The sequence below is a fragment of the Bradyrhizobium sp. SEMIA genome (genome assembly GCF_014844175.1).
Taxonomy (GTDB): Bacteria; Pseudomonadota; Alphaproteobacteria; order Rhizobiales; family Xanthobacteraceae; genus Bradyrhizobium; species Bradyrhizobium arachidis.
Window position 1 is genome coordinate 6376367 of record NZ_CP046601.1, and the last position, 12480, is coordinate 6388846.

The 12480-nt window shown below is 58.5% G+C and carries 11 protein-coding genes; all 11 read right to left on the reverse strand.

Translation table 11 applies throughout. From position 1 onward, the window contains the following. Positions 1–95: 95 nt before the first annotated feature. The 11 genes from FOM02_RS30875 to FOM02_RS30925 all read right to left on the reverse strand — a co-directional run bounded on the left by FOM02_RS30875 (position 96) and on the right by FOM02_RS30925 (position 12441). Complete coding sequence (locus tag FOM02_RS30875) at positions 96–932, reverse strand: SDR family NAD(P)-dependent oxidoreductase (protein WP_027562745.1); 837 nt, start codon at positions 930–932, stop codon at positions 96–98. A 732-nt stretch (positions 933–1664) separates the two neighbouring features. After that, positions 1665–2771 (reverse strand): nodulation protein NodZ, encoded by a 1107-nt coding sequence (locus tag FOM02_RS30880; RefSeq protein ID WP_322596915.1) that lies wholly within the window; start codon positions 2769–2771, stop codon positions 1665–1667. Positions 2772–2943: 172 nt separating this feature from the next. Beyond that, entirely contained in the window at positions 2944–4971 is a 2028-nt protein-coding gene (locus tag FOM02_RS30885) for a carbamoyltransferase (protein ID WP_265440456.1), read from the reverse strand. Positions 4972–5290: 319 nt separating this feature from the next. After that, on the reverse strand, positions 5291–6079 hold the full coding sequence (locus tag FOM02_RS30890; RefSeq protein WP_265440457.1) for an ABC transporter permease: 789 nt from the start codon (positions 6077–6079) through the stop codon (positions 5291–5293). Between the two features lie 3 nt (positions 6080–6082). Beyond that, positions 6083–6997, reverse strand: coding sequence for a nodulation factor ABC transporter ATP-binding protein NodI (gene nodI / locus FOM02_RS30895; protein WP_265440458.1), 915 nt, complete (start codon positions 6995–6997; stop codon positions 6083–6085). 8 nt (positions 6998–7005) lie between these two features. Next, the gene (gene nodU, locus FOM02_RS30900; protein ID WP_265440459.1) at positions 7006–8715 is read right to left on the reverse strand and encodes a nodulation protein NodU; all 1710 of its coding nucleotides are present in this window, start codon (positions 8713–8715) and stop codon (positions 7006–7008) included. A 13-nt stretch (positions 8716–8728) separates the two neighbouring features. Then, complete coding sequence (nodS, locus tag FOM02_RS30905) at positions 8729–9358, reverse strand: nodulation methyltransferase NodS (protein ID WP_027562751.1); 630 nt, start codon at positions 9356–9358, stop codon at positions 8729–8731. An 11-nt stretch (positions 9359–9369) separates the two neighbouring features. Beyond that, entirely contained in the window at positions 9370–10746 is a 1377-nt protein-coding gene (nodC, locus tag FOM02_RS30910) for a chitooligosaccharide synthase NodC (RefSeq protein WP_265440460.1), read from the reverse strand. Between the two features lie 16 nt (positions 10747–10762). Continuing rightward, positions 10763–11422: a chitooligosaccharide deacetylase NodB gene (gene nodB, locus FOM02_RS30915; RefSeq protein ID WP_265440461.1), complete on the reverse strand. Its 660-nt coding sequence runs from the start codon at positions 11420–11422 to the stop codon at positions 10763–10765. Then, positions 11419–12051: a NodA family N-acyltransferase gene (locus FOM02_RS30920; protein WP_265440462.1), complete on the reverse strand. Its 633-nt coding sequence runs from the start codon at positions 12049–12051 to the stop codon at positions 11419–11421. The genes nodB and FOM02_RS30920 overlap by 4 nt, the downstream gene beginning before the upstream one ends. Positions 12052–12105: 54 nt before the next feature. Next, positions 12106–12441, reverse strand: a complete 336-nt coding sequence (locus FOM02_RS30925; RefSeq protein WP_265440463.1) for a hypothetical protein — start codon at positions 12439–12441, stop codon at positions 12106–12108. Positions 12442–12480 lie beyond the last annotated feature (39 nt).

Consider the following 12480-nt stretch of genomic DNA (forward strand, 5'->3'; position numbering starts at 1 on the left):
TCATTCTATTTTGCAGATTGCGCACGCGTCGTCAGCGGAGAACATAACTACGGCTGCTGCAGCTCAAGTCAGCGGTGTCCCCAAGGCCGGCTGATTCACAGATGCTGCCCACCATTGACCGGCACCTCGGCCCCCGCGACATAGCTCGCCGCATCCGAGCACAGGAAGAAGATGACCTTGGCCACTTCGTCCGGGGTTCCCACTCTGCGAAGCGGGATACTTGGCACGAGACGCGCTTCTGTGTCGGGCGATAACATGTCCGTCCTGATCTCGCCGGGCGCGATCGCATTCACGCGAATACCATGCGGTGCATAATCGTGGGCCATTTCGCGTGTCAGGCTCGCGAGCGCAGCTTTCGACGTCGCATAGGCACTGCCCGCAAACGGGTGCACCTGCGAGCCCGCAATCGAAGTCACATTCACGATCGATCCTGACGCGGCTCTTAGCTCGTCAAACAGCCCCTGCGCCAGGAGGATCGGGGCCACCAGGTTGAGATGGAACACCCTCATCCAGGTCTCGATTGACGTCGTCAACGACGTCATCCGATCGCCAGCGGGCGTTTTCGGCGAGACGCCGGCATTGTTCACCAGTGCGTGCAAAGGTGCACCGGCCAAGCGCTTTTTGACCTCAGTGATCGCGCGCGGCAGCATTCGATGATTGCTGAGGTCGATCTGCACGTGATCTTCGTTCCCTGCCTCCCAGGGGCATCGCTGGCCGTCGAACGGCTGACGCGCGCAAGAAATGATGCGCCAGCCCGCCTCAGAGAACAGCTTGGCAGTGGCGTGACCAATTCCGCGCGATGCTCCGGTGAGCAACATCACTTTCTGTTCTCTGCCATGAACACGGGCTTTATCGGTCTGAAAAGGGCAAGCTAAATTTGTGTCGGGCACCTGGCCTTCGATCAGATCGTTCTTTGGCAGATCGAGATCCACGCCCGCCTCCTCTCCTGCTGCGTGCAGCATGCGTAGCAGGATTTGGGCCACTGCGATGCATGTAAATCCGCTTCCGTTTTGCGTCCTAGTGTCGCGCACGCGGAATGCTCGGTTCGTTCAAGACATAGTGCGTGTGCTTTGCGACAGTGATGGTGCATCAGCTACGTAAACTAGCGAGCACACTCGCCGTCGTAAAGACAAGGCTGCGAGCAGCGCCCCAACTCGAAAGCTGACGTTACCAGAGTCGTACGTTAGATTCGTCGGCAACTGATGCCGACTTCATCGCGGCCTGCTCGGACGTATCCAGCACTGGCACATCGCCGGGCGGATTGATTCCGGACCGCGACCTGGCGTACTGAATGTTTCTTCAAAATAGTGGATTTCGAGAGCGCCCGTTCACACCAGCGAGTACCGACCGCCAAGACGGAGCTCACCGGATGAACGGAGAGCCTTTCGATATATTCATCCGCGATGGACGACCGATTAGCGTCGACTTGCGCCCACGAAGCGAGGACGTGTTACACCTGTTTACCGTGGCGGCAGCCACACTAAGGTCATTGTTGTCGACGTCGAGCTTCAGCGGAAGACATTCGGCCCCCGCGTCGCTCTGTTCTCCGGTGGAAGTTCGCGACAGAGCATCACTTCGGCCAGACAATTCCCGCCCCGAAAAGATCTGCCAATACTGCTGGATGCAAAAAGCGGCAATCAGATCGATCACGCGGGCAACGGCTCTCATGAAGCCACGAGCGCTTGCGAGGATTCTTCAATCAGGATCAATCGGCTCGGATCGTTCAAATCGAATTCTATAACGCGTGGGGCAAAGAGACGCGCATAGCGCGTAAAGGCGCTCGTCGGGGGAAAACGAATCACAGTGTCGCAGCGCGCAAGGAGGTACATATCGATGAGGGCGGAAAAGCCGCCCTCGGCTCCGAGCGTGGCGTTGTGCAATGGGCCGGCCTGAGGGGCCTGGAACTGTTTTGGAATCGTGAAAACATCAGGAAATATGGTCGAAACCTTCTCAAGGACGATCGCGCTGTCCGTGCACAGGAAAGCCTTCACGGGTTTTGCGTGGGGTAACTCCCTAGCCTTATCAATGGCATTACAGACCTGTCGCAAGGCGCGCTCCGGGTCAGCCCAGTAGGGAGCATGCCCCATAATGTCCTCGCCGTTGCCATGCCGGACATGGATTCCGATTACGCTGTACGATTCAAAGTGCTCGCGGTAGATCGCATTAATCCGAGACTGAATTTCAGGTCGTGGCTTGATGCTCCGGAAGATTTCTCGTTCGGCCTCCTGATCGCAGCGCCACATCAGGCAGGCGTCACACACAACCGTGTTAGCGTCACTATCTTTCCGACTTTGGAACAGTTGATCGAGTTCGTCGCGTTCTCGGAAAATCTGTTCGTCCGGACGGTAGATGCAATCGATGGATGGCTTATTCCACCATGCCGGGAAGAATGGTCCCGGAAATGAATAATGATTGATCTCGTCGTCGCAAATCACCCGCACGCCAGCAATGGCTTGAACCGGTTCGAAGAAGACTGGAAAGGCGTTCGTGGATGGCTCATCGAGATAACAAGATCCCCGCCAATCAATGGCTAGCGTCCGTCCTGTCTGCTTTGCAAAACGCCAAGCTGCCGCCAGTGACCACAGGCAGTCGCCGAACCCCGTGCGTCGCCGGGAAACTACGAACCTATCATTCTTCGAACCGCTCTGCATTGCCTCTTCCCGGGCTCCTGGTTGGACAAGAGACGTCATTGCAGACGTCTCACGTATCATCTTGTCCGACGTCACAGTCTGAAACCGCGGTGCCGGCGAGCTGCGTCGGTAGAACTTCATAGCAGCGCTATCCGTGATGGGCCGCGTTCTCGCAACACTTTTCGTCTTTTCTTGATCGGTGTTGCGTCGACGTGCCCGATTTCAGTCGGATGCCCGATGACCCCCGTGCGTCGGATGGTCTGGCCTCTTCACATGCTGCAGGCATAGGCATGGCCATGCTCATGAGTTCCGGCTATGTTTCGCTTTGCACTTTATTGCAGCCGCAAGCCGCGCGCGGCGGATGAAGCCGAACGCCACGCAGCTCCCACACGAGCCGCAGCTCCCTCACGAGATCTTCACGCTTGGCCTGGTCCTGCATGGTTGCGTCGAGAAGCCAGCCGAGCGACGCCTCGCCCTCGATCCGCATCAAGATCTCGAAAAGCTCATGTGAGATACGCATACCATCGCGGGCGGAATGTCCTGTGCGGATCTCGCAGACCGTTTCCTGACGATCTGGCGCTGTGTGGGAGCGAACACGATGAAGGGATGCATACGGCGGCAATGAAACGCCCAGTGCACTCCAATCCTGCAGTAATGCTGGCCGCTTTCTGACGAGGAACGGCCCAACAACAAGTCCGTCCAGGTCAGTCGTTAAGAACGTGGTGATCGCATCTGCCACGGACTCCACGATCGGCTCGGCATTGTTGTTAAATGAGGTATTCAGAAGAACTGGGATTCCCGTTCGCCTCTTGAACGCATTAATTACATCCCAGTAGGTGGGGTTTGCCTTGCGCGATACTGTCTGCAGCCGAGCGGTCCCATCAACGTGTGTGATCGCACCGAGCACGGTACGCTTGGTTTCACGCACACGAACCACGAAGTTCATGAAGGGGAGCTGCCGCGTGCCGTCCGGGAGCTCAAAGAACTCGCTCGCATCCTCCTCCAGTACAGATGGCGCAAATGGGCGATAGCCCTCGCGCTTCTTGACCATCGCGTTGATGCGGTCCTTGTTTTCCGCAGGCCGCGGGTCCGCAAGAATGCTGCGGTTACCAAGCGCACGTGGGCCGAACTCAGAGCGGCCCTGAACCCAGCCGATTACATCGCCATTCGCCATCCAGTCTGCCGCACTGGATGCTATGTCATCACTTCGTTGAATGTCGAGGTGGCCTGACCATGCGTTGAGCTCATGCTCAACGGCTTGCTCGTTGCCGAGATCGGACCCCCAATAAACGTCCGGCAGTCGCTCCCGCGGCGCCGGCCTGCCCAGCTCGTTTGACAGCATCAACGCAGCGCCGAGCGCGCAACCGGCGTCGTGCGCCGCGGGTTGAACAAAGATGTCGTCAAATAGCCCGGAATAAAGCAGCTTACCATTCAGCGTGCAATTATGGGCTACTCCCCCGGCCAAGCACAGGCGTGTAATGCCCGTCGCCTCACGATGGTGTCGTAGGATGTGAAACACGATCCGTTCCAGCGCCTCCTGCAGCGAAGCGCTGACATCTCGATGCTGTTGGGTGAATGGCATTCCTTTTCGCCGAACCTCGATGTTGCGGACCAGGGCCGGACCGACCCGATCCAGGTGAACGCGATAGCCACCGTTTTCCAACAACTCGTAGAACTGCGCGAAGAGCTCGCGATAGGGAGCGGGATCACCATACGGGGCAAGCCCCATCACTTTGTACTCGTCGAACAACCCGTAGCCGAGATATCGGATCGTCTCGAGATAGAACAGCCCCAGGGAGTTATGTTCCGGGAACCTTGCTAGTTGCGCAATTTCGGTGCCAGACCCCACCGCCAATAAGCCGGAGAGAAAATCGCCACCGCCGTCGACGGCAAAAACGAGACTTTGCTCGAAGCCGGACATGGCAAACGCGCTCACGGCATGCGCTTCGTGGTGATTCACGAAGGAAAGGCGCGACGGATCGATCTCAGCGCCGAACTCCCGTGCCAGCAGCTGGCGCAGCAACAGTTTGGCGTCCAACGGAACGGGCTGAGACACAGAAAGACGCTCGAGCATGGTGTTGCAGTAGGCTTCAGTCGCGTAGAACGCGATACGGTCAATCTCGCCGAGCTCAACTCCAGCGGTAGAAAGGCAGTATCGGATCGAATTGCTCGGGAACTTGTTGGAGTGCTTGACTCGGTTGAGGCGCTCCTCTTCGACAGCAGCAATCACGCGGCCATCCTGCACAAGAACCGCAGCGCCATCGTGAAGAAATGTATTCGGCAACTCCGGCGTGCTTTCATAGATTCTATCAAGTCCGCCACTCACTCCCAGGCACAACATCCCGTTCTCCACATGATCATTGGAACGCCTACTGCGTCCCACCTATCTAATCTGTACAGTCACGCTCCGTCGGGTGCGCGGGCCAGACAGCACAACCCAATTTGGCAAAGTCCGTCTAGGCGCCTAGCGACAGGCGCTCAGAAAGTAACGGTGCCGGCGTCCACGCGATCGACCGAACAGACGGCCGTAGACCTTGCTCGATCGGGGCCTCTTAAGGCCATTGCAGCAGCTGCTGTGACAGACCAGGTCATCCCGAGCTACCGCAGAACGCATGTGACATTGCATCGATGTGACTTTCTCCATTTTCGCGGAACTCACGTCAACGCAGCAGGCGGCGCCGAAATAGTGCTGTCGACGCGAAAAAGGGCAAGACCGCGTAGACGCAGAGCGCAGCTACGTGCAGGGCAGCGCTGTCAGCGCCGCGCTCAAGCATCACTGGGCGAATAAGGTCGACCGAATGTGCGAGAGGCAACAAGCCAGCGAAATGCTGAAATGAGCCGGGCAGTTGGCTCGTCGGAAAGACCGCGCCACACAAAAACACCATAGGAGTGAGGACAAGTGTCTGGTAAAACACGAAGTAATCGTAACTTGGCGCAAGAGATATGACGACCATCGCCAGGCTGGCGAAGACAAGGCCAGTAAGGGCGATTGCTGGCATCGCATACAGAATGGATGGCCATGACGCATAACCCAGCGTGGCAGCGACGATCCAGATCGCTGTTCCGGCCAGAACGGACTTACTGGCCGCCCACACCAGTTCACCCAGAACGATGTCGCCAAGCGTGAGCTGAGTGGAGAGGATTGCTTCCCAGGTGCGCTTGGCGTCCATGCGTGCAAAGGCTGCATACATGGCTTCAAAGGTCGCGGACGTCATGGCGCTGGTCGCGACCATGCCTGCCGCCAGGAACGCGATGTACGACGTCCCCTCAACGCGCCCCACGATCAGTCCAAGCCCAAAGCCGAGGCCAAACAGATTGGTTATAGGATCTGCGAGGTTGCCGAGCATCGATGCAAGTGCGACTTTCTTCCATGCTAGGAAGTTCCGACGCCATACCGCAATCCAATTGTACGCGTTAGCGGGCATCACTGCCGCATAACTTTCACCCATCGCTCACTTCTCCATCTCGCGCCCGGTCAGCCGCAAAAACACGTCTTCGAGATTCGGGGGACGCTGCAGAATACGAAGGCCCGCTCGCCCGCGCAGTTTCACGCGTACCTGGTCCGGATATGGCGCATAACAAAAGAGCGTCTCTCCACTCACTTCAAGGTGCCGTGCATGCGGCCTGATCAGCTCGCAGAGCTGATGTGGATCACCGCCATAGATTTCGACCACGTTGCAGCCGATATGCTCAGCTATGAGGTCGTCCGGCTTGCCTTCGGCGATCTTGCGTCCACCCTCGAGGACACACAGCCGATCGCACAGGCGTTCGGCCTCTTCCATGAAGTGAGTGGTCAAGAGAATCGTCTTGCCCCGCGCAAGCAGAACTCGCAGACGTTCCCAAATCAGGTGGCGGGCGTGCGGATCCAAACCAGTCGTCGGCTCGTCCATCACGAGCAGATGCGGGTCATTGATTAGCGCACGCGCCAGCGTCAGCCGCCGTTTCATACCACCGGACAACTCGGACACGCGCACGTCCGCCTTGCTTTCGAGGCGCGCAAACTCGAGCAGCGATGGCGCAACCGCCTCGATCTTGCGAGCGCTCATGCCGAAATAGCGACCAAACACGAGCAGGTTCTCTCGAACGGTGAACTCGAGTTCAAGGTTATCGAACTGCGGCACCACGCCGATGCGCACGCGCGCCACACGAGCGCGGGAAGGCACAGGCTCATCGAGGACCGTAATCTTGCCTGCGTCCGGCGAAATCATGCCGAGGAGCATACGCGCAATCGTGCTCTTGCCAGCTCCATTTGGACCAAGCAGGCCGAAGCATTCTCCGCGCGCAACCGAGAACGATAGTTCATTGACGATGACCTTGTCGCCAAATGACTTTTTCACGTCGGCAAGCTCGATTGCTACGGTGGACATGGTCACCCTTAGGCTGACAAAAGTCGCTCGGGCGACAATGGCTTTCTTACCACCGTTTTGGTCCAGAGCTGGCCGTCGCACCACACATGCTCGACACGCTCCCATTGGCAGGCCGCGGCAGCATTCGGGAAGAAGCCCCGCCCGTGGAGGTTGGCGCTCGTGTTGCAGAGCAGCGGTAACCCCGTGAGTTGCTCAAATTCGACGAGAAGCGCGGCGATTTTGTGCGGAGAGTTGCGGGAGATGGTCTGCAGCCGAGCGGAGCCGTCAAGATGGACCACAGCGGGGACCTTGTCGCGCCATTCCGCTCGGGTCTGGTGATCGAACAGCATGTAAGGATCTGGCGTACCTGGGCTGAAAATTTCTGGCGCCCGGTCCTCCAGACAGATCGGCGCCACCGGCCGGAAGTGCTCGCGACGCTTAATGTCGTTGAGATGATCCTTCATTGCCGGGGAGGTCGGCGCTGCAAGAATGCTTCTGCCGCCCAACGCCCGCGGCCCAAGCTCGGCGCGCCCCGAAAGGAAGATGACCGGCTTGTTGTCGGCCAGAATCACCGCAAGTTCACGCAGACTGCATGGCGCCGCCTCCCAATCCGGCGGAAGTTCGCTGTCCTGCAGGGCCGGACCACTGTAGACTGACCATTCCAATGGCCCGAAGCCATTTTGCGCTGCCATCGCGCCGCAAGCAGCGCCGATTGCCGAGCCGCTGTCATTCGGAAACGGCGGCACCCAAACATCATCGAACAATCCCGCCGCACGAAGCGCGCTGTTCCACTTGATATTGAGACCGCAACCTCCGGCGATACATAGATTTCGCGCTCCTGGAAGCGACGAGTATCGCAGCAAAACCACCGCCATTTCCTTGACAAGAAGACGTTCCACGAACACATGAAACGACGCAAGGACGTCCTCCCCTCGCTTGGCCGTCAGGCGCAATGCGCTTGCCTCGAAGAAGTCGTGCACAGCTGCAAGCGACGATTCTGCGTTGTTGATGTCTGCGCGGTAGCGACGAGCCTGCTCCGTGTCAGCGGCGAAGCGCTTTGCATAGAGCTCCTGAAACACTGCCACAATGCTTTCGTCGACAGAACCAAGCGCGATGTAAGCCATCAGCTTGCCGGCGATGCCTAAATCCCAACTGGAGCGGTTCGGCTGCCTGTAAGGGCCGAAGTGAAGACCCGCGGCGGCATAGGCATGGCCGATCATCGGAAACAGGGATGCGATGAACCGTGCCCCCCCGGGTTCCACATAATAAAGACGCGGAAAGATGCAGCCATCCCATACCAGACAGAACGCGGGTTTTCCCGCGCTGGCAAAGGGACTGGTGCTATATGCTGACGCGACGTGGCCCGTAACGTGCGGGTAGCTCTTATATGGAAACACCTTGCCTCCGAGGATCAGGCCAAAGCCGTCGACGGAATCAAGAAGGCCCTCAGCATGGCGCTCGACATACGGCGCCCCTTTCAGCGCGATCGGCACAGCGCCACTTAGGACCTGGAACTGCGACTCAATCTCCCCATCCCAGCCGTCGATGACGAACTGATCGATATCCCGCGGATCCAGGCCATGCTCCGCCAAGGCGAGCACGACTGCATCGAGATTCTCGACGGATTGATAGCGTGGACTGTTGCCGCGCTTCTCTTGCTCGGTGCAAAAGACAAGCCGCCCGTCCTCGACGACAGCAATTGCGCCGTCATGTGTTAACTTGATGCCGCAGATGCGCATACGATCCCCTGGTCTAGTGGCCGACGTTTGATTGTTCTGACGAATGACCCGGCTTCCGGAACCGGACGATCAAGCAGTCTTCGTTGACCGACTCGGTGTGGCAATGCAGACGCTCGACCTCCGATAGGCTCTCGTTGAAGAGAGCGATCACCGTTTCGGCACCAGCAGCATGGCCCCATCGTTGACATGTGGCATCACGTGCGGACCCGAAAATCAGAGCTCCATTTGGCGCAAGCATACTCACTAGGTTGCGGATAGCCGCATGCATCTCAACAATGTCCTTGAGGTAGTAAAGAACTTCGGCCACGACAATCAAATCGAACCGCTCGGTGGTCGAGAACCGCTGGATGTCGGACGTCACCCACGTGATATGCGACCACTTCCTGGTCCGTCGTCGCGCTCGCTCGATGGCCTGCGGCATGACATCGACCACAGTGAGCCGTTCGCATAGCGGCGCCAGCATGCCGGTGAATGCACCGGCTGCACATCCCACTTCGAGGGCACACGCAACGTCTCCATTGCAACGCGACATCCGGAGCATTTGCGCGTATCGCTCCTGCTCGAAGGAACTGCTGTCGAGGCGCCATGGATCGTCGGCAGACAACTCCCGCTCTAATAGCTGATGGTTTGCGTCCGGGATCATGAGCCTATCACCTACTTGCAGGCGGTCGAACGATCGCAACCGCAAACACTCTTCGTTGCCGTCAGGCGCGACTCAGGGCTCGAAAGCCCCGCCTTATGAATTATTCCAGACATTCCCCATTTACTTGCAGCACTTGGTCCAGCGTTCGGGTGCAGGATGACAGACTGCTTTTCCCCTTCGGCCGGCACATTGGCGACCTTGCGCGATAGCCAATCGCTGTTGCTCAACGTACAAAGCGCATAGGCCTTCAAAGGAAGTAAGAGAAAGATATTGATCGGTGTGTGGAGCGCGAAGCCGAGAAACCGCAGTTCGCGAGCACGAAGGGCTGCCACACTGCAGCGGACCATTGTCATTGCTGCAAGCGTCAATCCCGTCCACCAGGGTACAGAGCCGCCGATTAGGAGCTGTGCGAGCGCAGCCAGTGATGACAGGGCGAGAAGCAACGGGCCGAGATTTTGCCCGACAACGTCTAGCGTCAGATAGCCATCGAGTTCTGGCAGCAGGCGTAATGCAAGGAACGTGTCCCGGAAGGTACTGCGCGCCCAGCGGAGTTGCTGGCGTAGATATGGCCCAAGGCTGTCCGGGACGACTGTTGCTGCGATCGCGTCCGAGACGTATTCCGTTCGAAATCCCGCCTTGAGCATGAGGATCGTTAGATGGCGATCCTCGCCGAAATCGCTCGGCTTCCCACGAAAGAATTGGGCTTCGTATTGATCGAGAAGCAAGGCGAGCGCGGAGCGACGATACATGGCACACGGGCCACAGCAGCACATGACGGCACCGAAACGCGCCTGCGCCGCGCGCTCCTCGTTGCATGCCAACCAGTATTCCATATCGATCAACCTGGTCAGCCAGGTTTGGCTGCGGTTGCTCGCTATCAACTGACCCATGGCCGCACCGACTTCCGGGTCGTGCATCTTCAATACAAGCTTCGTGACAACGTCAGCGGCAAGTATCGTATCCGAGTCGACATTGAGGACCAAGTCACCGGATGAGCTGCGTATTGCGGCGATCTGCGCCTTGCGCTTTCCAACGTTGTTTGCCAGCAAGATGACGCTGAACCTCGGATCGTTCGCATAGATTTTGTGTACAGGCGCGACAACGTCGCGATTTGCCGATCCGTCGTCGACCACATACACCTGTAGCTTTCCGGTGTAGTCTTGACTCGCAAGCGACTCCAGACATTGGGCGAGCGTGATTGGATCCTCGTTGAAGCACGGTACGATGAGGTCTACACTGGGAAGGATCGGCTCCGATCGTCCCAGGTTGTCCCGCAGCGATGGGTTCGTCGCCGGTTGGGCATAAAGCGCTTGCGCGCTCTTGTAGATCGTCGAGAGCAGCGCATAAGACGAAACAGCGACAGCGCTTGTTGTAGCGAGCAGGTCCATAGGGTGTCAGTTTTTTTCAGTGAAGTTGAGGGAGTGGACGGATTACAAACCCGCGCCGTTGTAGCGCCGGGATCAGATGTGACAGCGCGATGGCGGTCTGATCGCGCAGCGTGGCATCAGTGCACGGTCGCTCCTCATCAGGAGGATATCCGTCGTGCAGGAGCACAATTGCACCCGGGCGAACGCTCGCCAGTACTGAATTCACAATTCTATCAACCCCGGGGCGGGACCAATCTCTCGGATCGACCGACCAGTGCACAGCTGTGAGACCAACGCTCGCTGACACAGCGAGCACCTCTTGTGTCCACATGCCGTAAGGTGCTCGCATGTGCCTGGGTGAGGCCTGCGGGCACGCCGAACGGATCGCCTCGCTCGCCGCCAGAACTTCATCGCGTACCTCCGCTGGTCCGCATCTGGATAGATCCGGATGCGTCATCGTGTGGTTCGCGACCTCGTGCCCTTCCGCGATCATTCGTCGAATGAGTTCAGGTTGTTCGGCCGCGTACGTGCCGATCACGAAGAACGTCGCCTGAGTCCGATGTTGCGCCAGCACATCGAGCACCTCTGGCGTGCAAAATGGATTTGGCCCATCATCAAAGGTCAAATGCACGGCGTGACTTCCACTCACGTCAGCGTAGTCGCAACGGACAGCAGACAGGGGGAAACGCTCTTTCATAACTCGGGCCCGTTCCGATCGATGAGCGTCCCGGCCGGCCACTCGCTTATCGAGCGTCCAACCGGAAAAACCACCACGATCACGTCTTCGATGCGGATCGGCGACAAATTGGGATAGACATCCGGATGCGTGGAGCGGACGCGAATGCCAGATATGAGGGTGGCGAGCCCCTGCCTTTCGACCAGCCGGGTCATATGTTTCTCAAGCGCAGGCCGAACCGTGCCAAAGCCGAATGGAATCCCAAGCTGCTGCAGCATGGGATACATCACGCGCATTGCCTGGCTAATTCCCAGGCCTTCAAGATCCGGGCGCACCGCATATAACCCCAGTTCGCCAACGAGAAGATCGACCCCACCAACATTAATGAAACGGCGTAGTAGCCCGATGTGAGCAGCTATCCCGCGCGCGTCGTAACCGATTACGCGGACCTCAGGTCTTGCACCAGCCCAACTTCGGTTGCCCTCAAATGGCTGCGCATTGAACGCACCGGTCGGCCCGTAACTTTTGCGGAAGAACTCGGCGAGCTCGGCATGATCAGAGAGCCGCAGTTCGCTTTCCCAGCGGAGGCTCCACTGCACTTGAGCGCGCGCAGTAGGGGCTCCCGCAGTCCGGGATGCGGCAATGTTCATGGCGGGCTTCCTTGCGCCGGTGGAATTATGAGCGGAGATGGTCACGAGAATTCGCTAGTCGCCGAACCGCTGATCAATACTGAAATGCGCTGCCATGCCCCCTCGGAGCGCGGCACTCCTCGCCTGCACCGCGCCATGCGCCTTCGCTCGCGACGAAGCAATCTCATGGTTCGCGCTCGTCATCCGGCCAATGCCCCGCGCGAGATAGGCCGGAAGATGCCGGTGAGGCGAGTGGACTAGCCAGATCCTGTCTGCACCACGGAGCTTTTCGGCCTCGTCTAACATCTCTGTCGACGTTTTGACGTCTGCCGGCAGGCCTTCGATGCGCGGCGCCTCATCGATGGCGCTGCCGAGTGGCATCAGATCACACTGGTTCTTCATCTTCGACACGCCCTGAATGCGGTGGACAGGCGAGCCATTTGGAGAGCT

Coding starts and splice junctions, on each gene's coding strand:
- FOM02_RS30890 (WP_265440457.1), bottom strand. CDS start 6,079: ATGGGTGAAAGTTATGCGGCAGTGATGCCCGCTAACGCGTACAATTGG.
- FOM02_RS30920 (WP_265440462.1), bottom strand. CDS start 12,051: ATGAACATTGCCGCATCCCGGACTGCGGGAGCCCCTACTGCGCGCGCT.
- nodU (WP_265440459.1), bottom strand. CDS start 8,715: ATGCGCATCTGCGGCATCAAGTTAACACATGACGGCGCAATTGCTGTC.
- nodS (WP_027562751.1), bottom strand. CDS start 9,358: ATGATCCCGGACGCAAACCATCAGCTATTAGAGCGGGAGTTGTCTGCC.
- FOM02_RS30880 (WP_322596915.1), bottom strand. CDS start 2,771: ATGAAGTTCTACCGACGCAGCTCGCCGGCACCGCGGTTTCAGACTGTG.
- nodC (WP_265440460.1), bottom strand. CDS start 10,746: ATGGACCTGCTCGCTACAACAAGCGCTGTCGCTGTTTCGTCTTATGCG.
- nodI (WP_265440458.1), bottom strand. CDS start 6,997: ATGTCCACCGTAGCAATCGAGCTTGCCGACGTGAAAAAGTCATTTGGC.
- FOM02_RS30885 (WP_265440456.1), bottom strand. CDS start 4,971: ATGTTGTGCCTGGGAGTGAGTGGCGGACTTGATAGAATCTATGAAAGC.
- nodB (WP_265440461.1), bottom strand. CDS start 11,422: ATGAAAGAGCGTTTCCCCCTGTCTGCTGTCCGTTGCGACTACGCTGAC.